This is a genomic window from Streptomyces sp. NPDC048523 (assembly GCF_043199815.1).
Lineage (GTDB): Bacteria > Actinomycetota > Actinomycetes > Streptomycetales > Streptomycetaceae > Streptomyces.
Genome location: NZ_JBICWQ010000010.1, coordinates 39428 through 65277 on the forward strand (window position 1 = coordinate 39428; position 25850 = coordinate 65277).

Below are 25850 nucleotides of genomic sequence, written 5' to 3' on the forward strand. Positions count from 1 at the left end.
GCGAGGCGGGAGTTACGCCGAAGCCGGCGGATACAGCGACCTCGGCAGCTGGGAGGCCGCCGCCGAGTCCAGCAGCCACAGGGTGCGGGCCCGGCCGCGTGCGCCCGCCGCCGGGGCCTGGATCTCGCCCGCGCCGGACAGGGCGATCGCCGCGGCCTGTGCCTTGTCCTCGCCGGCCGCGAGCAGCCACACCTCGCGGGCGGAGCGGATCGCGGGCAGGGTCAGGGAGATCCGGGTCGGCGGGGGCTTGGGGGCCCCGTGGACACCGACGACCGTACGTTCCGTCTCCCGGACCGCCGGGAGCTCGGGGAACAGGGACGCCACGTGGGTGTCCGGGCCGACGCCCAGCATCAGGACGTCGAAGGTCGGCACGGCGCCGTGGTTCTCGGGGCCGGCCGCACGGGCCAGCTCCTCGGCGTAGGCCGCCGCGGCGGCCTCGACGTCGTCCCCGTGCGGACCGTCCGACGTGGGCATGGCGTGCACGCGCTTCGGGTCCAGCGGTACGGCGTCGAGCAGGGCCTCTCTGGCCTGTGTGTCATTGCGTTCCGGGTCGCCCTCGGGCAGGAAGCGCTCGTCGCCCCACCACAGGTCCAGGCGGCCCCAGTCGACGGCGTCCCGGGCGGGGGCCGTGGCGAGGGCGGCGAGCAGCCCGTTGCCGTTGCGGCCGCCCGTGAGGACCACCGACGCCGAGCCCCGGGAGGCCTGCGCGTCGACGATCTTCGTGATCAGACGGGCCGCGGCGGCCTGCGCCATCAGCTCCTTGTCGTGGTGCACGACCAGCTGCGGAGTGCTCACTTCGCCGCCTTCCCGGACAGGCCGGAAGGGACCGGCTTCAGCGATGCCGACGGCGCCGCTTCCCGCCCGGAAGCTTTCGCAGGGCCCTCGACAGGGGCTTTGACGGCGACTTCCGCGGAGGCTCCGGCTGCGGCCGGCTCCGCGGAGACGGAATCTCCGGAGCCGGATCCGCCGGCATCGGAGCCGGGTTCTCCTTTGGCAGCAGGTTCCGGAAAGGGCACCGACGGGTTCAGCCGTTCCACCCCGAACCGCAGCGCGGAGGCGTATGTGTCGTCCGGGTCCAGCCTGCGCAGCTCCTCCGCGATCAGCTCGGCCGTGTCCCGGCGCTTGAGCGCCACCGCACGGTTCGGCTGCCCCTGAATGGAGAGCGTGGCCAGCGAGCCGTCGGCACGGTCCAGGACGATCGGGCCGCTGTCCGTGTGCATGCGGACCGCCGTGAGGCCGGGGCCGTTCGACAGCGACCGCTTCACCGGCACGTCCAGCCGGTCCGCCAGCCACATCGCCAGCAGCTCGCAGCTCGGGTTGAACTCCTCGCCCTCCACCTCGACGGCCTCCACCTTGCAGGTGACCTGGTCGAGCGCGGCGGCCAGCATCGAGCGCCACGGCGTGATCCGGGTCCAGGAGAGGTCGGTGTCGCCCGGCGTGTAGGCGTCGGCGCGTGCCGTCAGCTCACGCACCGGCTGCTCCGAGGCGTACGTGTCGGTGACCCGCCGCTGGGCGAGCGCCCCGAGCGGGTCCCCGGCCGGGTCGAGCGGTGCGTCCGACGGCCACCAGACGACGACCGGCGCGTCCGGCAGCAGCAGCGGAAGGACGACCGACTGGGCGTGGTCGACGACCTCGCCGTACAGCCGTAGTACCACCGTCTCGCCGGTGCCCGCGTCCGCGCCCACCCGCACCTCGGCGTCGAGTCGGGACTGGGTGCGGTCACGAGAACTCCGCGACACCCGCTTGATGACCACCAGCGTCCGCGAAGGGTGCTCGCGGGACGCGTCGTTGGCGGCCTTGAGGGCGTCGTAGGCGTTCTCCTCGTCCGTGACGATGACGAGGGTGAGCACCATGCCGACGGCCGGTGTGCCGATGGCGCGGCGGGCCTTGACCAGGGCCTTGTTGATCTTGCTGGCCGTGGTGTCCGTGAGGTCTGTCTTCATGGCCGGCGCCAGCTCCGTCCCTCTCGTGCGAGCATTTCGTCCGCCTCGACCGGGCCCCAGGTACCGGAGGGGTACTGGGCGGGCTTGCCGTGCGTGTCCCAGTACTCCTCGATCGGGTCGAGGATCTTCCAGGACAGCTCGACCTCCTCCGTACGGGGGAAGAGGTTCGAGTCGCCGAGCAGGACGTCGAGGATCAGACGCTCGTACGCCTCGGGAGAGGACTCCGTGAACGACTCGCCGTAGGCGAAGTCCATGGACACGTCCCGGATTTCCATCGAGGTGCCCGGCACCTTGGAGCCGAAGCGGACGGTGACGCCCTCGTCGGGCTGGACGCGGATGACGATCGCGTTGGAGCCGAGCTCCTCGGTGGCCGTCGTGTCGAAGGGGGAGTGCGGTGCCCGCTGGAAGACCACCGCGATCTCGGTGACCCGGCGGCCGAGCCGCTTGCCGGTGCGCAGGTAGAAGGGGACGCCCGCCCAGCGGCGGTTGTCGATCTCCACCTTGATGGCCGCGTAGGTGTCGGTCTTGGACTGCGGGTCGATGCCGTCCTCTTCGAGGTAGCCGACCGCCTTCGCACCGCCCTGCCAGCCCGCCGCGTACTGTCCGCGCACGGTGTTGAGGCCCAGGTCCTTCGGCAGCTTCACCGCGCCGAGCACCTTGGTCTTCTCCGCGGCCAGCGCGTCCGCGTCGAAGGAGGCGGGCTCCTCCATCGCGGTGAGGGCCATCAGCTGGAGCAGGTGGTTCTGGATGACGTCACGGGCGGCGCCGATGCCGTCGTAGTACCCGGCCCGGCCGCCGATGCCGATGTCCTCGGCCATCGTGATCTGCACGTGGTCCACGAAGGACCGGTTCCAGATCGGCTCGAACATCGTGTTGGCGAAGCGCAGCGCCAGGATGTTCTGGACGGTCTCCTTGCCCAGGTAGTGGTCGATGCGGAAGACCTGGTCCGGGGCGAAGACCTCCTCGACGGTCGCGTTGAGCTCCTCGGCCGACTTCAGGTTGTGGCCGAAGGGCTTCTCGATGACCGCGCGCCGCCAGGAGCCGCTCGACTGGTCGGCCAGCCGGTGCTTCTTCAGCTGCTGGATGACCACGGGGAAGGCCGACGGCGGCACGGACAGGTAGAAGGCGAAGTTGCCGCCGGTGCCCTGTGCCTTGTCGAGTTCGTCGATGGTGTCGCGCAGCCGCTCGAACGAGTCGTCGTCGTCGAAGGTGCCCTGGACGAAGCGCATCCCCTGGATGAGCTGCTGCCAGACCTCCTCGCGGAACGGCGTCCGGGCGTGTTCCTTGACGGCGTCGTGGACGACTTCCGCGAAGTCCTCGTTCTCCCAGTCCCGCCGGGCGAAGCCGACCAGTGAGAAGCCCGGCGGCAGCAGACCCCGGTTCGCGAGGTCGTACACGGCGGGCATGAGCTTCTTTCGTGACAAATCGCCCGTGACGCCGAAGATGACCAGGCCCGACGGCCCCGCGATACGCGGGAGCCGTCGGTCGGCGGGGTCACGCAGCGGGTTGCTGCTCGACAAGATCTCAGCCCTCCGAGGGGGCGAGGCGCTGAAGCTCCGCCTCGGTCGACTTGAGCAGGTCGTTCCAGGCGGACTCGAACTTCTCGACGCCCTCGTCCTCCAGAAGCTGGACCACCTCGTCGTAGGAGATGCCGAGCTTCTCGAGCGCGTCGAGGTCGGCGCGCGCCTGCTCGTAGGTGCCCGAGACGGCGTCGCCGCGGATCTCACCCTGCTCCTCGGTGGCGAACAGCGTCGCCTCCGGCATGGTGTTCACCGTGTTCGGCGCGACCAGTTCCTCGACGTACATGGTCTTCTTGTACGCCGGGTCCTTGACGCCGGTCGAGGCCCACAGCGGACGCTGCTTGTTCGCGCCGGCGTTCTCCAGCTTCGCCCAGCGCTCGCCCGAGAAGACCTCCTCGTACGCCTGGTACGCCAGGCGCGCGTTGGCCAGACCGGCCTTGCCGCGGGCGGCCTTGGCCTCGTCGGTGCCGAGCGCGTCGATGCGCTTGTCGATCTCGGTGTCCACGCGGGACACGAAGAAGGACGCCACCGAGTGGATCTTCGACAGGTCCAGACCCCGCTCCTTGGCCTTCTCCAGACCGGCCAGGAACGCGTCCATGACCAGGCGGTAGCGCTCCAGCGAGAAGATCAGCGTGACGTTGACGCTGATCCCGAGGCCGATGACCTCGGTGATCGCGGGGATGCCGGCCTGGGTGGCCGGGATCTTGATGAGGGTGTTGGGGCGGTCGACGAGCCAGGCGAGCTGCTTGGCCTCGGCGACGGTCGCCTTGAGGTTGTGCGCCAGGCGCGGGTCGACCTCGATGGACACCCGGCCGTCCTGGCCGCCCGTCGCGTCGAAGACCGGGCGCAGGATGTCGGCGGCGTCGCGGACGTCCGCCGTCGTGATCATGCGGATGGCCTCTTCGACGGACACCTTGCGGAAGGCCAGGTCGGAGAGCTGCTGGTCGTAACCGTCGCCCTCGGAGATCGCCTTCTGGAAGATCGACGGGTTGGTGGTGACGCCCACGACGTGCTGCTGGTCGATCAGCTCGGCGAGGTTGCCGGACGTGATCCGCTTGCGCGACAGGTCGTCCAGCCAGATCGCCACGCCTTCCTCGGAGAGGCGCTTGAGTGCGTCTGTCATGGAATTACATCTCCTAAGTCGTATGTGAGCGTCAGCGCTGGGCGGCGGCGAGAGATTCCCGCGCCTTGGCGGCCACGTTCTCGCCGGTGAAGCCGAACTCCCGGAAGAGGACCTTGGCGTCCGCGGAAGCACCGAAGTGCTCCAGGGAAACGATGCGGCCGGCGTCCCCGACGTACTTGTGCCAGGTCAGACCGATGCCCGCCTCGACCGCGACACGGGCCCTCACGGACGGAAGCAGGACGCTGTCCCGGTACCCCTGGTCCTGCTCCTCGAACCACTCCACGCACGGCATGGAGACGACACGCGTCGGCACACCGTCGGCCTGGAGCTGCTCACGCGCCTCGACGGCCACGTGCACCTCGGAACCGGTGGCGATCAGGATGACCTGCGGGTCACCGCCTTCGGCCTCGAACAGGACGTAACCGCCCTTGACGGCGTCCTCGTTGGGCTCGTACGTCGGCACGCCCTGACGGGTCAGCGCCAGGCCGTGCGGGGCACCCTTGCCGAACTCCTTGGTCCAGCGGCCCAGGATCTCGCGCCAGACGATCGCGGTCTCGTTGGCGTCCGCGGGGCGGACCACGTTCAGACCGGGGATCGCGCGCAGCGAGGCCAGGTGCTCGACCGGCTGGTGCGTCGGGCCGTCCTCGCCGAGACCGATGGAGTCGTGCGTCCACACGTACGTCACCGGCAGGTGCATCAACGCCGAGAGCCGGACGGAGTTGCGCATGTAGTCGGAGAAGACGAGGAACGTACCGCCGTAGATACGGGTGTTGCCGTGCAGCGCGATGCCGTTCATCTCCGCGGCCATGGAGTGCTCGCGGATGCCGAAGTGGATCGTGCGGCCGTACGGGTCCGCCTCCGGCAGCGGGTTGTCCGCCGGGAGGAACGAACTGTTCTTGTCGATCGTCGTGTTGTTGGAGCCCGCGAGGTCGGCGGAGCCGCCCCACAGCTCGGGGATCACGGCGCCGAGGGCCTGCAGGACCTTGCCGGACGCGGCACGGGTCGCGACGCCCTTGCCGGGCTCGAAGACCGGGATCGCCGACTCCCAGCCCTTGGGCAGCTCACCCGCGGCGACGCGCTCGAACTCGGCCGCGCGCTCGGGGTTGTTGTTCCGCCACTCCTGGAAGGACTTCTCCCACTCGGCCTTCGCCTGACGGCCGCGCTCCAGCGCCTGCCGGGTGTGGTTGATGACCTCGTCGGACACCTCGAAGGACTGCTCCGGGTCGAAGCCCAGCACCCGCTTGGTCGCCGCGACCTCGTCGTCGCCGAGCGCCGAGCCGTGGGCGGCCTCGGTGTTCTGGGCGTTCGGGGCGGGCCAGGCGATGATCGAGCGCATCGCGATGAAGGACGGCCGGTCGGTGACCGCCTTGGCCTTCTCGATCGCCTCGAAGATCGCGACCGGGTCCAGGTCGCCGTTGGCCTGCGGCTCGACACGCTGGACGTGCCAGCCGTACGCCTCGTAGCGCTTGACCGTGTCCTCGGAGACGGCCGTCTCGGTGTCGCCCTCGATCGAGATGTGGTTGTCGTCCCACAGCAGGATCAGGTTGCCGAGCTTCTGGTGGCCGGCCATCGAGGACGCCTCGGCGGAGATGCCCTCCTGGAGGCAGCCGTCACCGGCGACGGCGAAGACGAAGTGGTCGAAGGGGGAGGTGCCCTCGGGCGCCTCCGGGTCGAACAGACCGCGCTCGTAGCGGGCGGCCATCGCCATGCCGACCGCGTTGGCGACACCCTGGCCGAGGGGACCTGTGGTGGTCTCCACGCCCTTGGTGTGGCCGTACTCCGGGTGGCCCGGGGTCTTCGAGCCCCAGGTGCGGAAGGCCTTGAGGTCGTCCAGCTCCAGGCCGAAGCCGGCCAGGTACAGCTGGGTGTAGAGGGTCAGGGACGAATGGCCGGCGGACAGCACAAAGCGGTCGCGCCCGACCCAGTCGGGGTCGGCCGGGTCGTGCCGCATCACCTTCTGGAAGAGGGTGTAGGCGGCGGGAGCCAGGCTCATCGCCGTACCGGGATGGCCGTTACCGACCTTCTGTACGGCGTCGGCGGCCAGGACGCGGGCGGTGTCGACGGCCCGCTGGTCCAGCTCGGTCCACTCGAGGTCTGTGGTGGTCGGCTTGGTGCTCACCCTGGGTCAGGGCTCCTCTCCACATGTCACGCATGTCGAAATGCCGGTGCACGGGACGCCCGGCCGTTGTCGAGCCTACCCCCGCAAGTACGTGCGTCTTTTCGAGTCATTCCAGACTGCCGGGCCGGGCAGGGATCCGCCTCCCCACTGGCCCGTACCGGCATTCGGCAAGTGAATACGCAGCCGCTCGTACGAGTGCTCAACCGAGTGGCGCCGAGCTCTTCCGGGGCCGTCCCCGGACACGACCCGACCCCCGCGAATGCCCGGGTATGGGCAACGTCTACAGTGGCGTGGTACGCGCGAGCCTTTACCGGTACTTCACACGGGTGAGGCTCGCTGGGATGTCTCTGTAGGGGTGTGCGTGACGGCCGTCGAATCCCGTCCAGCCGGAGTGCTGGGGGAGAGCAAGAGCTCGAGTCACCGGCCGTTCGGGGCCCGTGTCAAGGCATTCGTGGCGCTGACCAAGCCCCGGATCATCGAGTTGCTGCTGATCACCACCGTTCCGGTGATGTTCCTGGCGCAGCAGGGTGTGCCGGATCTGAAGCTGGTCCTGCTGACCTGTGTCGGCGGCTATCTCTCGGCCGGCGGCGCCAACGCGCTCAACATGTACATCGACCGCGACATCGACGCGCTCATGGACCGCACCTCGCAGCGTCCACTGGTGACCGGAATGGTGTCGCCGCGCGAGTGCCTGGCCTTCGGCATCACGCTGGCGGTCGTCTCGACGCTGCTGTTCGGCCTCACCGTCAACTGGCTGTCCGCCTGGCTGTCGCTCGGAGCGCTGCTCTTCTACGTCGTCGTCTACACGATGATCCTCAAGCGTCGTACCTCGCAGAACATCGTGTGGGGCGGCATCGCCGGCTGCCTGCCGGTCCTCATCGGCTGGTCGTCCGTCACGAACTCCATGGCGTGGGCGCCGATCATCCTCTTCCTGGTCATGTTCTTCTGGACGCCGCCGCACTACTGGCCGCTGTCCATGAAGGTGCGCGAGGACTACGCGCGCGTGGGCGTGCCGATGCTGCCGGTGGTCGCCTCCAACAAGGTGGTCGCCAAGCAGATCGTCCTCTACAGCTGGGTGATGGTCGGGGTGTCGCTGCTGCTGCAGCCGCTCGGCTACACCGGCTGGTTCTACACGGCGGTCGCGCTGCTCGCGGGCGGCTTCTGGCTGTGGGAGGCGCACGGCCTGCAGAACCGGGCCAGGGCCGAGGTGACGGGCGCGAAGCTCAAGGAGATGCGGCTGTTCCACTGGTCGATCACCTATGTGTCGATCCTCTTCGTCGCCGTGGCGGTCGACCCCTTCCTGAGGTGAGGGTCACGTCGCCGTCCCCTCTACCCGTCGGTAGCATCCTGGTCATGGCAGACACGCAGCAGGTTGACGCGAAGGCCGAGCGCAAGGTCGCCCGGCTCGCCAAGCAGATCAGCGCCTTCTCCAAGGAGCACGGCGGCGCCGAGGGCCAGCTGGCCTACATCGGCGAGCGCGGCACCCGGATCGTCCTCGTCGGCGAGGACGGCGGCTGGGGCGACCTGGTGGCCCCCTCGTACGAGATCGCCGAGAAGGCCGTCGAGAAGTCCGGCATCACCGTTCACGAGGAGTTCGACGGCGAGTTCGCCGCGAAGGTGAAGACCGGGCCGTACGAGTGGAGCCGGATGGCGGGCATCCAGGTCGGCGGCCCCTCGAACGACTGATCAACGCGCCCCGAAAGGGCGCGGGGTTGTAGCGCTGTTCGGGGTGCCGGGGTGAGCCCGGTCAGCGCTCCCGAGCGCACGTCGGCGACCCAGATGCGGTACGGCTGCCGGTGACGGTGACGGTGTCGCCGCCGCGCTCGGCGTGCGGCTTCGTCGCGCGGGCCTGACCGGCCACGACGGACCCGCGGTCGTGCGAAGGCCGGCGGGGTCCCTCCGCGTGGGCGAAACGGCTCAACCCGCGGCGCGCTTCGCACGGGGTGTGTGACAGCAACACCTGACGCCCGGTTCACCCGTTAGGACCTGTAGCAAGCGCACAGTCCTGCCACGGGGAGCCCGGATGATCGAAACGCCGTCCCTCGTGGACCAGTACTGCCACGGCGTACTGAGGACGGAGCTGGGTCTCGGCACCTTCGAGGCCCAGCTGGCCCGCACCGAGGGCCCGCCGGCCCCGGGGACCACCCTGTTCGACACCCAGACGGGTTTCGCCGTACGGCGATGGTGCCCGCCCCTGCTCGGCCTGGAACCGCACTGTCCGCCCGCCCGCTATCTGGCCCGGCGCCGTGAACTGGGTGTCCTGGAAGCGGGCCGCAGGCTGCTCCGCGGCAGCGGCATCACGACCTATCTGGTCGACACCGGACTGCCCGGCGACCTCACGGGACCCACCGAACTGGCCTCCGCCGCGGCCGCCGAGGCCCGCGAGATCGTGCGCCTGGAACTCCTCGCCGAGCAGGTCGCCGACACCTCCGGCACCGTCGAGTCCTTCCTCGCCAACCTCGCCGAGTCGGTGCACGGAGCCGCCGCGAGCGCGGTCGCCTTCACCTCGGTGGCGGGCGTACGCCACGGACTGGCGCTCGCGCCCGAGCCGCCGGGTCCCGGAGAGGTGCGGGGCGCGGCCGGCCGGTGGCTGGCGGGCCGCCGGGTGGGCGGCGAGCTGTCCGACCCCGTCCTGCTACGGCACCTGCTGTGGATCGCGGCCGCCTCCGGCCTGCCCCTCCAACTCCACGCCGGGCTCGGCGAACCGGGCCTGCGCATCGACCGCACGGACCCCGTCCTGCTCACCGACTTCGTCCGGGCCACCGCGGGCCTCGGCACCGACCTCGTCCTGCTGCACAGCTACCCCTACCACCGGCACGCCGCCCACCTCGCCGGTGTCTTCCCGCACGTCTACGCCGACTCCGGCGCCGCCCTCGCGCGCACCGGCGCCCGTGCGGCGACCGTCCTCGCGGAGATCCTGGAACTGGCCCCCTTCGGCAAGATCGTCTTCTCCAGCGGGGCCCACAGCCTGCCCGAACTGCATGTGGTGGGCGCCCGCCTGTTCCGTGAGGCGCTGGCCCGGGTGCTGGGCGGCTGGGTCACGGAGGGGGCCTGGTCGCTGGCCGACGCGCAGCGGGTGGCGGGGCTCATCGCGGCGGGGAACGCGCGCAGGGTTTACGGGCTGGAGTGAGCTGTACAGGATGGGATGCATGCAGACCGAGGTGTTACTCGACCGCTTCCTGACCGAGCTCGCCCCGCTCGAGCCCGTCGCCGTCTGGGCCCACGGCTCGCTGGCCGGCGGCGACTACCAGGAGGGCCGCAGCGACCTGGACCTGATCGCCGTACTCGACCGGCTGGGGCCGCGGACGGTCTGGCGGCTGGCGAAGCTGCACGCGCGATTGCGGGCCGAGCCGCTGTCCGGGCAGCTGCACTGCACCTACCTGACACCGTTGGCCGATCCGGGCCGCCGCCACCTCACCTGGGCGTACGAGGAGTTGTTCAAGCGGCCGGTCACCGCGGTGACCCAGCGCGAACTGCACAGCTTCGGGCGGGTGCTGCTGGGGAAACCGCCCGCGGAACTGCTGCCGCCGGTGTCGGACCGCGAGCTCGCCGACTTCGTCGTCCGTGACCAGCGCGACTTCTGGCGCCCGGCGCTCGACAACGCCCCGCTGTGGACCCGGGACGTGTGGATCGACGGGGGGCTGCTGACCTTCGCCCGCGCGAGCGTCACCCTGAGGGAAGGGCGACTGATGAGCAAGCGCGAGGCGCTGGAACTGCTGCCGGGGCTCGGGGCGCCCGTGGAGCTCGTCGAGGACATCCGGAGGCGCCGTTACGGCGAGCCCGGACCCGCCGTCGAGAACAGGGCGGCGCTGACCCGCGGCTACCTGGGCCCGGCGATCGACGAACTGGTGGCGGCGTACGACTGAGCGGGCACCTCGGACGGCTCCCCCTCGGACCGCTCCCGCAGGGCCAGCAGGACGCGCAGGACGCCGATCCACACCAGGGCCGAGCCGAGCATGTGCAGACCGACCAGGAACTCGGGCAGGTCGGTGAAGTACTGGACGTAGCCGATGACGCCCTGGGAGAGGAGGACCAGGAAGAGGTCGCGGGTGCGGTGCAGGGGGCCCTTGGGGGCGTCGACCGCCTTGAGGATGAACCACAGGGCGAAGGTCAGCGACACCACGATCCAGGCCAGGACCGCGTGCACCTTGGCCACCGTCTCCCAGTCCAGCGGCATCCGGTCGACCTCGCTGGAGTCACCGGCGTGCGGTCCGGCGCCGGTCACGACCGTGCCGACCAGGATCAGCAGGGCGGCGGCCGCGACCATGAACCACACCAGCTGCTGCACGGGCCTGCCGACCAGCGGGCGGGGTGCCGTGTCGCCCTCACGGGTGCGCTGCCACATCACCGCGGCGACCGTGATCAGGGCCGTCGTCGCCACGAAGTGCGCCGCGACGGTGTACGGGTTGAGACCCACCAGGACGACGATGCCGCCGAGGATCGCGTTGCTCATCACGATCCAGAACTGCGCCCAGCCCAGCCGGGTCAGGCTGCGCCGGTACGGCTTCTCGGAGCGCGCGGCGATGATCGCCCAGCCGACGGCGGCACACAGCACATACGTCAGCATCCGGTTGCCGAACTCGATGGCGCCGTGGAAGCCCATCGCGCTGGTCGCGGTCAGCGAATCGTCCGTGCACTTGGGCCAGGTCGGGCACCCGAGCCCCGACCCGGTCAGCCGCACCGCCCCGCCGGTGACCACGATGACCACCGCCATGACGAGCGCGGAGAGAGCCGCCCGCTGAACCGTCCGGGGGGCCGGGGTCCAGCGTGCGGCGATGAAGGCGAGCGGGTTGCGGACGGCCGCTACGGCGTCGGCACGGGTCAGGTTCGGCACGCTTTCCATCGTAGGGGGCCAGCTTGTGCACGCTTTCACGAGGGCCCCCCACTCCCAGCGGCCCTCTACTCCCAGCGGAAGAAGCGTCCCGCCAAGGCCAGGCCCGCCACCGCCCACACCGCCAGGATCCCCAGATCGCCCCACGGCATCCCGGTCCCGTGCTGGAGCACGTCCCGCAGGCCGTCGGACAAGGCCGTGATGGGGAGCAGGCTCAGTACGTCCTGGGTGCCTGAAGGGAACTTGGACAGGGGGACCATCACGCCGCCGCCCACCAGCAGCAGGAGGAAGACCAGGTTCGCGGCCGCCAGGGTCGCCTCCGCCTTCAGGGTGCCGGCCATCAGGAGGCCGAGGCCCGAGAAGGCCGCCGTGCCGAGGATCAGGAGCAGCAGAACGGCGAAGGGGTTGCCGTGCGGGGACCAGCCCAGCGCGAAGGCGATCACCGTCAGGAGGATCACCTGGAGGATCTCCGTCACCAGGACCGACGCCGTCTTCGCCGTCATCAGGCCCCAGCGGGGGAGCGGGGAGGAGGCCAGGCGCTTCAGGACGCCGTAGCGGCGCTCGAAGCCGGTCGCGATCGCCTGTCCGGTGAACGCCGTGGACATGACCGCGAGGGCGAGGACACCGGGGGTGAGGAAGTCCACGGCCTTGCCCCGGCCCGTGTCGATGATGTCCACCGAGCTGAACAGGACCAGCACCAGGGCCGGGATCACCACCGTCAGCAGGAGCTGCTCGCCGTTGCGCAGGAGCATCTTCGTCTCCAGGACCGCCTGGGTCGCGATCATGCGTCCCAGGGGTGCCGCGCCCGGCTTCGGGGTGTACGTACCGGTGGCCGTCACGCGCGCAGCTCCTTGCCGGTCAGTTCGAGAAAGACGTCTTCCAGGGTGTGCCGTTCCACCGAGATCTTCTCCGGCATCACGCCGTGCTGGGCGCACCAGGACGTCACCGTCGCCAGCAGCTGGGGGTTGACCTTGCCCACGACCCGGTAGGAGCCGGGGGTCAGTTCGGCCGCCGAGCAGTCCGCCGGGAGGGCCTTGAGCAGGGAGCCCACGTCGAGCCCGGGGCGGCCCGTGAAGCGCAGGGTGTTCTCCGCGCCGCCCCGGCACAGCTCCTCCGGGGTGCCCTGGGCGATGACCCGGCCGCCGTCGATGATCGCCACGTCGTCGGCGAGCTGCTCGGCCTCGTCCATGTAGTGCGTGGTCAGGACCACCGAGACACCGTCCGCGCGCAGGTCGCGGATCAGGTCCCAGGTCGCGCGGCGGGCCTGCGGGTCGAGCCCCGCGGTCGGCTCGTCCAGGAACACCAGTTCCGGCCGGCCCACGACGGCCATGGCGAGAGCCAGGCGCTGCTGCTGGCCGCCCGACAGTCTGCGGTATGTCGTCCTGCCGCAGCCGTCCAGGCCGAGGCGCTCGATCAGCGCGTCCACGTCGAGCGGGTGCGCGTGCAGTCTCGCCATGTGCCGCAGCATCTCGTCGGCCCGGGCGCCCGAGTACACGCCCCCGGACTGGAGCATCACGCCGATCCTCGGGTGCAGCTCACGGGCCTGCCGCACCGGGTCGAGGCCCAGGACGCGTACCGTGCCGGAGTCCGGCCTGCGGTATCCCTCGCAGGTCTCGACCGTCGTCGTCTTGCCGGCCCCGTTGGGCCCGAGGACGGCGGTCACGCCCGCCCGGGTCACCAGGTCGAGGCCGTCCACGGCGGTCTTCGTGCCGTACCGCTTCACCAGGGCGTGGACCTGGACCACGGGCTCACTTCGCATGCGCCCGAGTCTAGGTTCGCGGCCCGCGCCGCAGTCGGGCGGGTGCAGGATCTCCACCCGGGGCATGTCCGGGAACGTCCTCCCGTGAGCGGTGCAGCGTCAGCCACCGCTGTGCGTACCACACCGCGTCCGCCACCGGGAACAGCCGTACGTCGGCCGCGCCCGCCCTTCCCCGTACGACGACGCCGCTGTCCCGCTCGAAGTCGTACCCGAGTTCGTCGAAGCGGTCCGAGGTGATCGAGACCTCGGTGACCACCTCCCAGCCGTCCGGTCCAGGACGGCCGACCCGCACCCGGGGGGCCGGGACGCGGTACTCGGCGAGATGGAAGCTGGTGCAGGTGTCGTAGCCCGCGCCGAGGAGCAGCACACGCGCGTGGAGCGCCTCGAGGCGGGCCAGGGGGCTCTGCTCGCCGAGACGGCAGTCGGGGGCATGGCCGTCCAGGACCGCACGCGCGTGTGGTCCCAGCGCCGCGAAGGAGGTCTGCGGGTGCGCGCTGCGCAGGGCGCCGGGCCAGGTGCGTACGGTCTCCGGGATCACGCCGACTCCGCGCGAGGGCGTGACGAGGGGGTCGTAGGCGGGCATGGTCGCCCGGACGGTGTCCCACCACTCCTCGGGCACCGGGGGGTTGCTCCACACCGCCGGGTCCGAGAGGTCGCCGGTCTGGGTGGGGACCACCAGGGTGCCGTCCGGGCCGAGGACGTCCAGGAGGGCCTGGACCACCGCGACCGGGCCGCCGCAGACCCAGCCCAGGGAGCTCAGGGAGGAGTGCACGAGCAGGATCTCGCCGCTTTTCACACCTAGCTCGCGCAGGTGTCCGGCGAGGGTCTCGCGAGTGACAAGTGGGCCGGTGGGAGGTGGTATCGGCATCCTCGCGAGTGTTCCCGACAGGACCGCCGAAAGCCACCCGTTTGATCGATCAAAGATCGTTTCCCCAGGTCAGGTTAGGAGTACCTAAGTGATGTAGGGCACCGTCCGTCGTGGCGGACGCGGGTTGCCCGGTCCTGAGGAATTACGCAACAATGGCGTTGTGAAAAACGTCGGCGAGGCTCGGGAGACCCCCACGGGGGCCCCTCAGGAGGAGCTCGCGACCGGTGAGCGGTCCACCCGCAACCGCGTCGCGCGATCCATCCTGGACCACGGCCCGTCGACCGTCGCCGAGCTGGCCGGACGGCTGGGGCTCACCCAGGCAGCCGTACGACGTCATCTGGACGCGCTGGTGGCCGACGTCGTCGTCGAGGCGCGGGAGCAGCGGGTCTACGGCGCGCGCACGCGCGGCCGACCCGCCAAGGTCTTCGCGCTCACCGACTGCGGCCGGGATGCCTTCGACCAGTCGTACGACAAGCTCGCCGCGGACGCCCTGAGCTGGATCCAGGAGCGCTTCGGCGGGGACGAGGCGGTCGTCGCCTTCGCACGCGCGAGAATCGCCGCGCAGGCCGAGGAGTACCGCAAGGTCGTCGAGGCCGCCGCCCCCGAGGAGCGCACCGAAGCCCTGGCCAAGGCCCTGAGCGCGGACGGGTACGCTGCTACGGCGCGCAGCGCACCGGTCGGCGAGCAGCTCTGCCAGCACCACTGCCCGGTGGCCCATGTCGCGGAGAAGTTCCCCCAGCTCTGTGAGGCGGAGACCGAGATCTTCTCCCAGCTGCTCGGAACGCACGTCCAGCGACTGGCCACCATCGCGCACGGCGACGGCGTCTGCACGACGTTCATCCCCAAGATTTCCCACATGTCTGATCACGCATCTGCAAGCACGGCCGGGAGGAACCCCGCATGACTCTCCCCACGGAGACTGCCCACCCCGAGCTCGAGGGCCTGGGCAAGTACGAATACGGCTGGGCCGACTCCGACACGGCCGGCGCTTCCGCGCGGCGCGGTATCAACGACGACGTCGTCCGCGACATCTCCGCGAAGAAGAACGAGCCGGAGTGGATGACCAAGCTCCGCCTCAAGGGTCTGCGCCTGTTCGGCAAGAAGCCCATGCCCAACTGGGGCTCGGACCTCTCCGGCATCGACTTCGACAACATCAAGTACTTCGTGCGGTCCACGGAGAAGCAGGCGGAGTCCTGGGAGGACCTGCCCGAGGACATCAAGAACACGTACGACAAGCTCGGCATCCCCGAGGCGGAGAAGCAGCGCCTCGTCGCCGGTGTCGCGGCCCAGTACGAGTCCGAGGTCGTCTACCACCAGATCCGCGAGGACCTGGAGGAGCAGGGCGTCATCTTCCTGGACACCGACACCGCTCTCAAGGAGCACCCGGAGCTCTTCAAGGAGTACTTCGGCACCGTCATCCCGGTCGGCGACAACAAGTTCGCGTCGCTGAACACCGCGGTGTGGTCCGGCGGCTCCTTCATCTACGTGCCGAAGGGCGTGCACGTGGAGATCCCGCTCCAGGCCTACTTCCGTATCAACACGGAGAACATGGGCCAGTTCGAGCGGACCCTGATCATCGTCGACGAGGGTGCCTACGTGCACTACGTCGAGGGTTGTACGGCCCCGATCTACAAGTCGGACTCGCTGCACTCCGCGGTCGTCGAGATCATCGTCAAGAAGAACGCCCGCTGCCGTTACACGACCATCCAGAACTGGTCGAACAACGTCTACAACCTGGTCACCAAGCGCGCCGTGGCGTACGAGGGCGCGACCATGGAGTGGATCGACGGCAACATCGGCTCCAAGGTGACGATGAAGTACCCGGCCGTCTACCTGATGGGCGAGCACGCCAAGGGCGAGACCCTGTCCATCGCCTTCGCGGGCGAGGGCCAGCACCAGGACGCCGGCTCCAAGATGGTCCACATGGCGCCGAACACCTCCTCCAACATCGTCTCCAAGTCGGTGGCGCGCGGTGGTGGCCGTACCTCCTACCGCGGTCTGGTGGAGATCGGCGAGGGCGCCCACGGCTCCAAGTCCAACGTGCTGTGCGACGCGCTGCTCGTCGACACCATCTCCCGCTCCGACACGTACCCCTACGTGGACGTCCGCGAGGACGACGTGTCCATGGGCCACGAGGCGACCGTCTCCAAGGTCTCCGAGGACCAGCTCTTCTACCTGATGAGCCGTGGTCTGAGCGAGTTCGAGGCGATGGCGATGATCGTGCGCGGCTTCGTCGAGCCCATCGCGAAGGAGCTGCCGATGGAGTACGCGCTGGAGCTCAACCGGCTGATCGAGCTGCAGATGGAAGGCGCGGTCGGCTGACGCCCGCCCCCTTTCGGACACAGCTAGCGAAACTGACGTAGGAAGAGAGCAGACCGACAGCCATGGCTGAGGCTCAGAACATCCCGGTGGGCAGCACGACCGCCGGCCAGATCGCGGTGGCCGCCGAGTCGACCGTCGCCACGCGCATGAGCGCGCCCCCGTCCTTCGACGTGGCGGACTTCCCGGTCCCCCACGGCCGCGAGGAGGAGTGGCGGTTCACCCCGCTGGAGCGCCTGCGCGGGCTGCACGACGGCACCGCGGTCGCCACCGGCGGCGGCGTGAAGGTCGACATCACGGCGCCCGAGGGCGTGGTGATCGAGACCGTCGGCCGCGACGACGCCCGGCTCGGCAGGGCCGGCACGCCGGTGGACCGCATCGCCGCCCAGGCGTACTCGGCGTTCGAGAAGGCCGGCGTGGTCACCGTCCCCAAGGAGACGGTGCTCACCGAGCCGATCCGCATCGCCGTGCACGGCGAGGGCGGGGTCCGCTACGGCCACCAGGTCGTCGAGCTGGGAGCCTTCGCCGAGGCCGTCGTCGTCATCGACCACACCGGTGACGCCGTACTCGCCTCCAACGTCGACTACATCCTGGGCGACGGCGCCAAGCTGACCGTCGTCTCCGTCCAGGACTGGGACGACAAGGCCGTGCACGTGGCCCAGCACAACGCGCTCATCGGCCGGGACGCCACCTTCAAGTCGTTCGTGGTCACCTTCGGCGGCGACCTCGTCCGGCTGCACCCGCGCGTCGCCTACGCCGGCCCCGGCGGCGAGGCCGAGCTGTTCGGCCTGTACTTCACGGACGCCGGCCAGCACCAGGAGCACCGTCTCCTGGTCGACCACAACACCCCGCACTGCAAGTCGAACGTCGCCTACAAGGGCGCGCTCCAGGGCGAGGGCGCCCACGCGGTGTGGATCGGTGACGTGCTCATCGAGGCCAAGGCCGAGGGCACCGACACCTACGAGATGAACCGCAACCTCGTCCTCACCGACGGCGCCCGGGTCGACTCCGTGCCGAACCTGGAGATCGAGACCGGCGAGATCGTCGGGGCGGGACACGCCTCGGCGACCGGTCGCTTCGACGACGAGCAGCTCTTCTACCTGATGGCCCGTGGCATCCCGGCCGACGAGGCCCGGCGCCTGGTCGTCCGCGGCTTCTTCGCGGAGCTGGTCCAGCAGATCGGTGTCGACGACATCGAGGAGCGCCTTCTCGTGAAGATCGACGAGGAGCTGGAGGCCACCGTCTGATGGCCTACGTACGCGCTTGCGGGCTGAGCGAGCTGGAGGAGGACACCCCGAAGCGAGTGGAACTCGACGGCACGCCGGTCTCGGTCGTCCGTACCGAGGGGGAGGTGTTCGCCATCCACGACATCTGCTCCCACGCGAACGTCTCGCTCTCCGAGGGCGAGGTGGAGGACTGCCAGATCGAGTGCTGGCTGCACGGCTCCAGCTTCGACCTGCGCACCGGCAAACCGTCCGGCCTTCCCGCGACGCGCCCCGTCCCCGTATACCCCGTAAAGATCGAAGGGGACGACGTGCTCGTCTCCCTCAACCAGGAGTCCTGAGGCACCCATGGCAACGCTTGAAATCCACGACCTGCACGTCACCGTCGAGGCCGACAACGCCACGAAGGAGATCCTCAAGGGCGTCGACCTCACCGTGAAGCAGGGCGAGACGCACGCCATCATGGGCCCCAACGGCTCCGGCAAGTCGACGCTCGCCTACTCGCTCGCGGGTCACCCGAAGTACACCATCACCGGCGGCACCGTCACCCTCGACGGCGAGGACGTCCTGGAGATGTCCGTCGACGAGCGCGCCCGCGCGGGCCTGTTCCTGGCGATGCAGTACCCGGTCGAGATCCCCGGCGTCTCGGTCTCCAACTTCCTCCGTACGTCCGCCACCGCCATCCGCGGCGAGGCTCCCAAGCTGCGGACGTGGGTGAAGGAGGTCAGGGAGACCATGGAGCGCCTCCACATGGACCCGGCCTTCGCCGAGCGCAACGTCAACGAGGGCTTCTCCGGCGGTGAGAAGAAGCGCCACGAGATCCTCCAGCTCGAACTGCTCAAGCCGAAGATCGCGGTCCTCGACGAGACGGACTCCGGCCTCGACGTCGACGCCCTGCGGGTCGTCTCCGAGGGCGTCAACCGCGTCCGCGAGACCGGCGAGGTCGGCACCCTGCTGATCACGCACTACACGCGCATCCTGCGCTACATCAAGCCCGACTTCGTCCACGTCTTCTCCGGCGGTCGCATCGTCGAGTCCGGCGGCGCCGAGCTCGCCGACAAGCTGGAGAACGAGGGCTACGAGGCATACACGAAGGGTGGCGTATCCGCGTGACGCAGCTGCCGGGCCTCCTCGACACCGAGGCGATCCGCAAGGACTTCCCGATCCTGGACCGCCTGGTCCACGACGACCGGAAGCTCGTGTACCTGGACAACGCGGCGACCTCGCAGAAGCCGCGCCAGGTGCTGGACGCCCTGAGCGAGTACTACGAGCGGTACAACGCCAACGTCCACCGCGGTGTGCATGTGCTCGCCGAGGAGGCCACGGCGCTGTACGAGGGCGCGCGCGACAAGGTCGCCGAGTTCATCAACGCGCCCTCGCGCAACGAGGTGATCTTCACCAAGAACGCCTCCGAGTCGCTCAACCTCGTGGCGAACATGCTGGGCTGGGCGGACGAGCCCTACCGCGTGGACTCCGAGACCGAGATCGTCATCACGGAGATGGAGCACCACTCCAACATCGTGCCGTGGCAGCTGCTGGCGCAGCGCACGGGCGCGAAGCTGAAGTGGTTCGGGCTGACCGACGACGGCCGCCTCGACCTGTCCAACATCGACGAGATCATCACCGAGAAGACGAAGATCGTCTCCTTCGTGCTGGTCTCCAACATCCTGGGCACGGTCAACCCGGTCGAGGCGATAGTGCGCCGGGCACAGCAGGTCGGTGCCCTGGTCTGCATCGACGCCTCGCAGGCCGCGCCGCACATGCCGCTGGACGTACAGGCTCTCCAGGCCGACTTCGTGGCCTTCACCGGTCACAAGATGTGCGGACCGACGGGCATCGGCGTGCTGTGGGGCCGGCAGGAACTCCTCGAGGACCTGCCCCCGTTCCTCGGCGGCGGCGAGATGATCGAGACCGTGTCGATGCACTCGTCGACGTACGCTCCGGCGCCCCACAAGTTCGAGGCGGGCACCCCCCCGATCGCGCAGGCGGTCGGTCTGGGCGCGGCGATCGACTATCTCCAGGCCATCGGCATGGACAAGATCCTCGCCCACGAGCACGCGCTGACCGAGTACGCGGTCCAGCGCCTGGCGGAGGTCCCCGGCCTCAGGATCATCGGCCCCACCACGGCCGAGGACCGGGGCGCGGCGATCTCCTTCACGCTCGGTGACATCCACCCGCACGACGTGGGCCAGGTCCTGGACGAGCAGGGCGTCGCGGTCCGGGTCGGCCACCACTGCGCGCGGCCGGTCTGCCTGAGGTACGGAATTCCCGCGACCACGCGAGCGTCGTTCTATCTGTACTCCACTCCGGCCGAGATCGACGCACTGGTCGAGGGGCTGGAGCACGTACGGAACTTCTTCGGCTGACGGGAACGGGCTATCGCATGAAGCTGGACTCGATGTACCAGGAAGTCATCCTGGACCACTACAAGCACCCGCACGGGCGTGGTCTCAGGGATGGCGACGCCGAGGTGCACCACGTGAACCCGACGTGCGGCGACGAGATCACCCTCCGAGTGAAGTACGACGGCACGACGATCGAGGACGTCTCCTACGAGGGCCAGGGCTGCTCGATCAGCCAGGCCAGCGCCTCTGTACTGAACGATCTGCTGGTCGGCAAGGACCTGGCGGACGCGCAGCGGATCCAGGAGACCTTCCTCGAGCTGATGCAGTCCAAGGGCAGGATCGAGCCCGACGACGCGATGGAGGAGGTACTGGAGGACGCGGTCGCGTTCGCCGGTGTCTCCAAGTACCCGGCCCGGGTCAAGTGCGCCCTCCTCAGCTGGATGGCATGGAAGGACGCGACGGCCCAGGCGCTGGACGCCGGAGCCGACGCCGAAAGGAAGACGGCATGAGCGAGACCGTTGAGATGAAGCCGGCCTCGGAGGAAGAGGTCCGCGAGGCGCTGTACGACGTCGTCGACCCCGAGCTGGGCATCGACGTCGTCAACCTCGGCCTGATCTACGGCATCCACATCGACGACGCGAACATCGCGACCCTCGACATGACCCTGACCTCGGCGGCCTGTCCGCTGACGGACGTCATCGAGGACCAGGCCAAGTCCGCCACGGACGGCCTCGTCAGCGAACTCCGCATCAACTGGGTGTGGATGCCGCCGTGGGGCCCGGACAAGATCACGGACGACGGACGCGAGCAGCTTCGGGCGCTCGGGTTCAACGTCTGACAGACGTGCACGTGGGAAAGCGGCGGCACCTTCCGGGTGCCGCCGCTTTCCCGTGCTCGGACGCGGCTCAGGCCAGGCCGCCCACCAGCTGGAACGACGAGTCCGACAGATACTGCGAGCTGTACTCGAAGCGTTCCAGACGGATCACGAAGTTGCTGTGGCGCAGGAAGTAGCCGGGGTAGTTCACCGACTCCAGCATCGTCGCGCTGGTGTAGGCGGCGTCCCTGGGGCAGAACGTGGCGTCCTGCCGGAAGAGTGACGAGCCGTCATTGCGGTCGGCCCGCAGGACGAAGTTGCGGTGGCGCAGGTACTTGCCGTCATGGGTGGTGAACGAGTAACACGAGGCGTTCGCCAGGCCCTTGACCTGCTTGAAGGTGGAATCCTCGCGGGATTCCGAACCGCGGACCGGGTCCAGGCCCACATAGCCGTCGTCCACGTGCCAGTAGCGGTCGGGGTAGTTGACCGAGTGGATCGAGCGGTAGGTCACCGAGGGCTTCGGCTTGGCCGAACTGCCCTTGGAAGCCGTGGGCTTGGGCGGCTTCGGGGTGGCCGTGACCGCGACGGTGGGGCCGGTGCCCTGCTGCCTCGGGCCCCGGGGAGTGGGGGACACCGAGGAGAGGCCGCTGTCGCCCTGCGGCGCCGTGGTCGCCGCGGGCTGCGAGGAGAAGGAGATCAGGCCTCCCTCGTCCCGTGCGGTTTTTGACGGATCGTCACCTCTGTTGTCGGTGGCGGCTATCGCCGCCACACAGGCGATGATCGTGGCCACCGCCAGCGCCCCGGCGAGATAGAGCCGTCGGGTGCCGGGCGTGCGGGAGGTGTCCAACGTCCAGCCGTTCTCCCAGGGGCGGTTCTGGGGCGGCCGGGACTTCTCTTCGGGCATGCGCTGTTCCTCCGGCGCGACGCGAGGCGACGTGCCGCTGCTGTGGTGGCGCGGTATGTGAATGGTGAAACACAAGTGGTTCGGAGGAACACTAGTGGTTACCGGCGGTCCCGAGCAGCCCTTTGAACCGGCCGGTTTCCACATTCCCCGCTCAGCGGACTCTCAGCCCGCTCACATGCGGCGACGGCGACCCGCCGTTATGTACGCTCGTACACATGGGATACCTGCTGCTCGCCGGAGCCATCGCCGCCGAGGTCGGAGCGACCACGGCCATGAAGTACACCGAGGGCTTCAGCCGGCTCGGGCCCTCGCTGCTGACCGTGCTCGGGTACGTCCTCTCCTTCGCGCTGCTCGCCCAGACGCTGAAGACGGTGTCGGTCGGCACCGCCTACGCGATCTGGGCCGGAACGGGCACCGCGGCCATCGCCGCGATCGGGATGGTCTTCCTCGGGGAGGGGATGACGGTCACCAAGGCCGCCGGGATCGCGCTGATCATCGTCGGCGTCGTGGTCCTGAACCTGGGCGGGGCGCACTGATGGCCCGGCGGTACGACCCCGAGCGCCGGCAGCGGATCATCGACGCCGCCATCCGGGTCGTGGGGGAGAAGGGGCTCGCGGGACTGAGCCACCGCAGCGCCGCCGCCGCGGCCGATGTGCCGCTCGGATCGACGACGTACCACTTCAAGAGCCTCGACGAGCTGATGGTCGCCGCGCTGCGCCAGGCCAGCGAGGGCTTCGCCAAGGCGGTCGCCGCGCACGGCGCCCTGGACGACCCCGGCGGTGACCTGGCCGCCGGGCTCGCCCGGATCCTCGGCGACTGGCTCGGCGGCGACCGCACCGGCGTCGAGCTGGAGTACGAGCTCTACCTCGCCGCCCTGCGCCGCCCCGCCCTGCGCCCCGTCGCCGCCGAGTGGGCCGACGACCTCGCCGAACGCCTCGCCCGCCGCACGGACCGGGTCACGGCACGGGCGCTGGTCGCGCTGATGGACGGGATCTGTCTCCAGGTGCTGCTGACCGGGGTGCCGTACGACGAGGAGTATGCGCGGGAGGTGCTGGCGCGGGTGATCCCGGACGGGACCCCGGTGACGCGCTGAGATTCCCGCGCCCGCCGTGAACTCTTCGCGGCCCATCGGGCAACAGGAGGTGTCACGCACACACCGACGAACCAGGGGGAGCCTTGTGAGTGGGCCACCGTCGTCCACGGCACGGACGGAGGACGACGCGGAGGTCGTCGCCCGGTCGCTGGCGCAGCCGGAGCTGTTCGCGCGGCTCTACGACCGCTACGCGCCGGACATCCACCGGTACGCGGCCCGCCGCCTCGGTGACGGCGCGGCCGACGACATCACGTCGGACACCTTCCTCGTCGCGTTCCGGATCCGTTCCCGCTACGACCTGGCCCGCCCCAACGCCCGTCCCTGGCTGTACGGCATAGCGGGCAACCTCATCGGCAAGCAGCGCCGCTCCGAGGTCCGGGCACTGAAGGCGCTGGCCCGCACCGGGCAGGACCCCCTCGCCGCGTCCTGGAGCGAGTCCTGGGTCGAGGACACGGACAGCAGGATCGCCGCCCAGGGACCGCTCGCCGGCGCCCTCGCCGCCCTGTCGGCCGCGGACCGGCATGTCCTGCTGCTCGTCGCCTGGGCCGACCTCACCTACCAGGAGGTCGCCGAGGCCCTGGACATCCCGGTCGGCACCGTGCGCTCCCGGCTCAACCGGGCGCGCCGCAAGGTGCGTACGACGCTGGGCGCCGATCCCGCATTCGTGAGCGACGCGGCGGAGGTGGCGTAGCGATGGACGAGATGACGAAGGTGCGTGAACTGCGCGCCCAGGCGCCGGTGCCCGACCGCGCGCGGCTCGCGCCGGGACGGGCACGGCTGCTGGAGGCGGCGCGGACCGGAGAACGGCGGTGGACGCTGTGGCGGCGCCGGGAGTTCGTGATCGTCGCCGTCGTGGCCGCGGTGACCGCCGTCGCCGTGACCGCGGCCCTGCTGGCGGGCGGGGGCGGCGGACGGAAGGTACAGCCCGCTGTCACCCCCACGGTGTCCCTGAAGGGCGTGAGCGCGGCCGAGCTCCTGCGGCGGGCCGCCGACGTGGTCGCCGCGGAGCCGGACGGCCCGGTGCCGGCCGCCGGGCAGTGGATCTACACCAAGGCGGCGCAGGAACCGCTCGACGAGCAGGCACAGCACGCGGAGGGCGCGGTGAAGCTGCTGGCGGGTCCGCAGGAGAACTGGATCCGCTACGACGGCACCGCGATGGCCACGATGGAGCTCGACCGCACGGGCTCCGAGCTCCACCTCACCACCAGGGCGATGCATCTGGAGAACGGCGGGGAGGGGGACGACCGGTCGGCGCGCGAGATGTACCGGGTCCTGGCCGCGCTGCCCGCCGACGGTGAGCAGACCCTGCGGGCACTGCGCGAGAAGAACGCCATCGCCGATCCCAAGGAGGCGTCCCAGGCGGAGAACGACTACACCGAGATCAGTGTCCTCCTCGGCGCCGATGTGCTGCCGTCCAAGGGGCTGGCCTCGCTCTACCGGGCGCTCGCGACCCTGCCGGGCGGCACAGTCGTCGACCACCTGGTCGAGACCGCTTCCGGACGCCGGGTGATCGCCCTGGAACACCACGCGCGGTCCGCCGACGCCGAGAGCGGGGCGACGATGCGGGACCAGTGGCTGATCGATCCGCAGACCTACCGGATCGTCGGCATGCGCCTGGTCCTCGGCGAGAAGGTGGTCGGCGGCAACTCGCTCCTCGCGAGGGCGGTGGTCGACAAGGCGGGGGAACGCGGCTGACCCGCCCCGGACCGGGCGGCCCGCACCACGGGGGAGTGCGGGCCGCCCATCACCCGAGACGCCCCGTGTACGGGTTCGCGTACCGTGCCCCGCGCCGGTTAGGTTTCCCTCATGACCGACACGACTGCTCCGCGCACCACCGGCGCCATCGCCGCAGGCCTCGCCACCGTCGCCGCCGACGGCACCGTCCTCGACACCTGGTTCCCCGCTCCCGAGCTCTCTGCCGAGCCCGGCCCGGCCGGCACCGAGCGGCTCTCGGCCGACCGGGCCGTGGAACTGCTCGGCGAAGGCGCCGCCAAGGCGATCGGACCGGACGCCCGCCGTGGCGTCGAGGTGATCGCGGTCCGCACGGTCATCGCCTCCCTCGACGACAAGCCGCTCGACACGCACGACGCGTACCTGCGTCTGCACCTGCTCTCGCACCGTCTGGTCCAGCCGCACGGCCAGAGCCTGGACGGCATCTTCGGCCTCCTGCCCAACGTCGCCTGGACCTCGCTCGGCCCGGTCGCCGTCGACGAGATCGAGAAGGTGCGCCTCAACGCCCGCGCCGAGGGCCTGCACCTCGCGGTGACGAGCGTCGACAAGTTCCCGCGCATGACGGACTACGTGGCCCCCAAGGGCGTCCGCATCGCCGACGCCGACCGGGTCCGCCTCGGCGCGCACCTCGCCGCGGGCACCACCGTCATGCACGAGGGCTTCGTCAACTTCAACGCGGGCACGCTCGGCACGTCGATGGTCGAGGGCCGCATCTCCGCCGGTGTCGTGGTCGGCGACGGCTCGGACATCGGCGGCGGCGCCTCCACCATGGGCACGCTCTCCGGCGGCGGCAACGTCCGCATCACCATCGGCGAGCGCTGCCTGATCGGCGCCGAGGCGGGCGTCGGCATCGCGCTCGGCGACGAGTGCGTCGTCGAGGCCGGTCTCTACGTCACCGCGGGCACCCGGGTCACCATGCCCGACGGCCAGATCGTCAAGGCCCGCGAGCTCAGCGGCGCCTCGAACATCCTCTTCCGCCGCAACTCCGTCACCGGCACGGTCGAGGCCCGCCCGAACAACGCGGTCTGGGGCGGCCTCAACGACGTCCTGCACAGCCACAACTGACCCCGCGACGGGCGGTCTGGCGGTCCTGGCCGTGTCGTGTCTGCTGCCCGTCGGCAGCGCACACGCCGCCGAGACCGGCACCGCCTCCCACAACAGCCCCCGGGTGGGTCACGGGTACTCCTGTAACTGATCCCGCGCCACCGAAAGTCGCCGCAGAGGACAGAGTTCCTCCGCGGCGACTTTTTTTCGTGGG

At 70.1% G+C, this 25850-nt stretch carries 27 protein-coding genes; 17 read left to right on the forward strand and 10 right to left on the reverse strand.

Going from position 1 to position 25850, the window contains the following annotated elements:
- Positions 1-12: 12 nt before the first annotated feature.
- The 5 genes from pgl to tkt are packed head-to-tail and all read right to left on the reverse strand — an operon-like array spanning position 13 to position 6705.
- Positions 13-795 (reverse strand): 6-phosphogluconolactonase, encoded by a 783-nt coding sequence (pgl, locus tag ACGFWE_RS36825; RefSeq protein WP_352390566.1) that lies wholly within the window; start codon positions 793-795, stop codon positions 13-15.
- Positions 792-1943: a glucose-6-phosphate dehydrogenase assembly protein OpcA gene (gene opcA, locus ACGFWE_RS36830; protein WP_393604497.1), complete on the reverse strand. Its 1152-nt coding sequence runs from the start codon at positions 1941-1943 to the stop codon at positions 792-794. The genes pgl and opcA overlap by 4 nt, the downstream gene beginning before the upstream one ends.
- Complete coding sequence (gene zwf / locus ACGFWE_RS36835; RefSeq protein ID WP_393604687.1) at positions 1940-3466, reverse strand: glucose-6-phosphate dehydrogenase; 1527 nt, start codon at positions 3464-3466, stop codon at positions 1940-1942. Before zwf ends, opcA begins: the two co-directional genes overlap by 4 nt.
- A 1-nt stretch (position 3467) precedes the next feature.
- Positions 3468-4586, reverse strand: a complete 1119-nt coding sequence (gene tal, locus ACGFWE_RS36840; RefSeq protein ID WP_393604499.1) for a transaldolase — start codon at positions 4584-4586, stop codon at positions 3468-3470.
- Between the two features lie 31 nt (positions 4587-4617).
- Entirely contained in the window at positions 4618-6705 is a 2088-nt protein-coding gene (tkt, locus tag ACGFWE_RS36845) for a transketolase (RefSeq protein WP_352390562.1), read from the reverse strand.
- Between the two features lie 355 nt (positions 6706-7060).
- Here tkt and ACGFWE_RS36850 point away from each other — a divergent pair, with 355 nt between their 5' ends.
- From ACGFWE_RS36850 to ACGFWE_RS36865, 4 genes are all read left to right on the forward strand, one after another.
- A complete protein-coding gene (locus ACGFWE_RS36850; protein WP_352390561.1) occupies positions 7061-8014 on the forward strand; it encodes a heme o synthase in 954 nt (317 codons plus the stop codon).
- Between the two features lie 44 nt (positions 8015-8058).
- Entirely contained in the window at positions 8059-8391 is a 333-nt protein-coding gene (locus ACGFWE_RS36855) for a hypothetical protein (RefSeq protein ID WP_352390560.1), read from the forward strand.
- Positions 8392-8728: 337 nt separating this feature from the next.
- Complete coding sequence (locus tag ACGFWE_RS36860; RefSeq protein ID WP_352390559.1) at positions 8729-9835, forward strand: amidohydrolase family protein; 1107 nt, start codon at positions 8729-8731, stop codon at positions 9833-9835.
- Positions 9836-9854: 19 nt separating this feature from the next.
- Positions 9855-10571 carry a nucleotidyltransferase domain-containing protein gene (locus tag ACGFWE_RS36865; RefSeq protein WP_393604502.1) on the forward strand — a complete coding sequence of 239 codons (717 nt, stop codon included), beginning with the start codon at positions 9855-9857 and terminating at the stop codon, positions 10569-10571.
- On the opposite strand, the gene ACGFWE_RS36870 is transcribed toward ACGFWE_RS36865, so the two are convergent.
- The 4 genes from ACGFWE_RS36870 to ACGFWE_RS36885 are packed head-to-tail and all read right to left on the reverse strand — an operon-like array spanning position 10526 to position 14163.
- On the reverse strand, positions 10526-11548 hold the full coding sequence (locus tag ACGFWE_RS36870) for a heme A synthase (protein ID WP_393604504.1): 1023 nt from the start codon (positions 11546-11548) through the stop codon (positions 10526-10528). The genes ACGFWE_RS36865 and ACGFWE_RS36870 overlap by 46 nt on opposite strands.
- Before the next feature lie 56 nt (positions 11549-11604).
- Positions 11605-12375 carry an ABC transporter permease gene (locus ACGFWE_RS36875; RefSeq protein WP_352390556.1) on the reverse strand — a complete coding sequence of 257 codons (771 nt, stop codon included), beginning with the start codon at positions 12373-12375 and terminating at the stop codon, positions 11605-11607.
- On the reverse strand, positions 12372-13295 hold the full coding sequence (locus tag ACGFWE_RS36880; protein WP_352390555.1) for an ABC transporter ATP-binding protein: 924 nt from the start codon (positions 13293-13295) through the stop codon (positions 12372-12374). Before ACGFWE_RS36880 ends, ACGFWE_RS36875 begins: the two co-directional genes overlap by 4 nt.
- 10 nt (positions 13296-13305) lie before the next feature.
- Entirely contained in the window at positions 13306-14163 is an 858-nt protein-coding gene (locus ACGFWE_RS36885; RefSeq protein WP_393604507.1) for an aminoglycoside N(3)-acetyltransferase, read from the reverse strand.
- A gap of 160 nt (positions 14164-14323) precedes the next feature.
- On the opposite strand from ACGFWE_RS36885, the gene ACGFWE_RS36890 reads away from it, so the two are divergent.
- The 8 genes from ACGFWE_RS36890 to ACGFWE_RS36925 all read left to right on the forward strand — a co-directional run bounded on the left by ACGFWE_RS36890 (position 14324) and on the right by ACGFWE_RS36925 (position 20888).
- Positions 14324-15067 (forward strand): metalloregulator ArsR/SmtB family transcription factor, encoded by a 744-nt coding sequence (locus tag ACGFWE_RS36890; RefSeq protein WP_352390553.1) that lies wholly within the window; start codon positions 14324-14326, stop codon positions 15065-15067.
- On the forward strand, positions 15064-16485 hold the full coding sequence (gene sufB / locus ACGFWE_RS36895) for a Fe-S cluster assembly protein SufB (protein WP_352390552.1): 1422 nt from the start codon (positions 15064-15066) through the stop codon (positions 16483-16485). The genes ACGFWE_RS36890 and sufB overlap by 4 nt, the downstream gene beginning before the upstream one ends.
- 62 nt (positions 16486-16547) lie before the next feature.
- Positions 16548-17729: a Fe-S cluster assembly protein SufD gene (gene sufD / locus ACGFWE_RS36900; RefSeq protein ID WP_352390551.1), complete on the forward strand. Its 1182-nt coding sequence runs from the start codon at positions 16548-16550 to the stop codon at positions 17727-17729.
- Complete coding sequence (locus ACGFWE_RS36905) at positions 17729-18046, forward strand: non-heme iron oxygenase ferredoxin subunit (protein ID WP_352390550.1); 318 nt, start codon at positions 17729-17731, stop codon at positions 18044-18046. Before sufD ends, ACGFWE_RS36905 begins: the two co-directional genes overlap by 1 nt.
- Positions 18047-18053: 7 nt before the next feature.
- Entirely contained in the window at positions 18054-18818 is a 765-nt protein-coding gene (gene sufC / locus ACGFWE_RS36910) for a Fe-S cluster assembly ATPase SufC (protein ID WP_352390549.1), read from the forward strand.
- Positions 18815-20071, forward strand: a complete 1257-nt coding sequence (locus ACGFWE_RS36915; protein WP_352390548.1) for a cysteine desulfurase — start codon at positions 18815-18817, stop codon at positions 20069-20071. Before sufC ends, ACGFWE_RS36915 begins: the two co-directional genes overlap by 4 nt.
- A gap of 17 nt (positions 20072-20088) precedes the next feature.
- On the forward strand, positions 20089-20559 hold the full coding sequence (gene sufU, locus ACGFWE_RS36920) for a Fe-S cluster assembly sulfur transfer protein SufU (RefSeq protein ID WP_352390547.1): 471 nt from the start codon (positions 20089-20091) through the stop codon (positions 20557-20559).
- The gene (locus ACGFWE_RS36925) at positions 20556-20888 is read left to right on the forward strand and encodes a metal-sulfur cluster assembly factor (RefSeq protein WP_028809645.1); all 333 of its coding nucleotides are present in this window, start codon (positions 20556-20558) and stop codon (positions 20886-20888) included. Before sufU ends, ACGFWE_RS36925 begins: the two co-directional genes overlap by 4 nt.
- A 67-nt stretch (positions 20889-20955) precedes the next feature.
- Here ACGFWE_RS36925 and ACGFWE_RS36930 read toward each other — a convergent pair whose 3' ends face one another.
- Positions 20956-21768 carry an AbfB domain-containing protein gene (locus tag ACGFWE_RS36930; protein WP_393604511.1) on the reverse strand — a complete coding sequence of 271 codons (813 nt, stop codon included), beginning with the start codon at positions 21766-21768 and terminating at the stop codon, positions 20956-20958.
- Positions 21769-21983: 215 nt separating this feature from the next.
- Between ACGFWE_RS36930 and ACGFWE_RS36935 the strand changes: the two genes are divergently transcribed.
- From ACGFWE_RS36935 to dapD, 5 genes are all read left to right on the forward strand, one after another.
- Entirely contained in the window at positions 21984-22304 is a 321-nt protein-coding gene (locus ACGFWE_RS36935; protein ID WP_352390545.1) for a multidrug efflux SMR transporter, read from the forward strand.
- Positions 22304-22861 carry a TetR family transcriptional regulator gene (locus tag ACGFWE_RS36940; protein ID WP_352390544.1) on the forward strand — a complete coding sequence of 186 codons (558 nt, stop codon included), beginning with the start codon at positions 22304-22306 and terminating at the stop codon, positions 22859-22861. The genes ACGFWE_RS36935 and ACGFWE_RS36940 overlap by 1 nt, the downstream gene beginning before the upstream one ends.
- An 85-nt stretch (positions 22862-22946) precedes the next feature.
- Positions 22947-23552, forward strand: coding sequence for a sigma-70 family RNA polymerase sigma factor (locus ACGFWE_RS36945; protein ID WP_352390543.1), 606 nt, complete (start codon positions 22947-22949; stop codon positions 23550-23552).
- A gap of 2 nt (positions 23553-23554) precedes the next feature.
- A complete protein-coding gene (locus tag ACGFWE_RS36950; protein WP_352390542.1) occupies positions 23555-24556 on the forward strand; it encodes a CU044_5270 family protein in 1002 nt (333 codons plus the stop codon).
- Positions 24557-24667: 111 nt separating this feature from the next.
- A complete protein-coding gene (dapD, locus tag ACGFWE_RS36955; protein WP_352390541.1) occupies positions 24668-25657 on the forward strand; it encodes a 2,3,4,5-tetrahydropyridine-2,6-dicarboxylate N-succinyltransferase in 990 nt (329 codons plus the stop codon).
- Positions 25658-25850 lie beyond the last annotated feature (193 nt).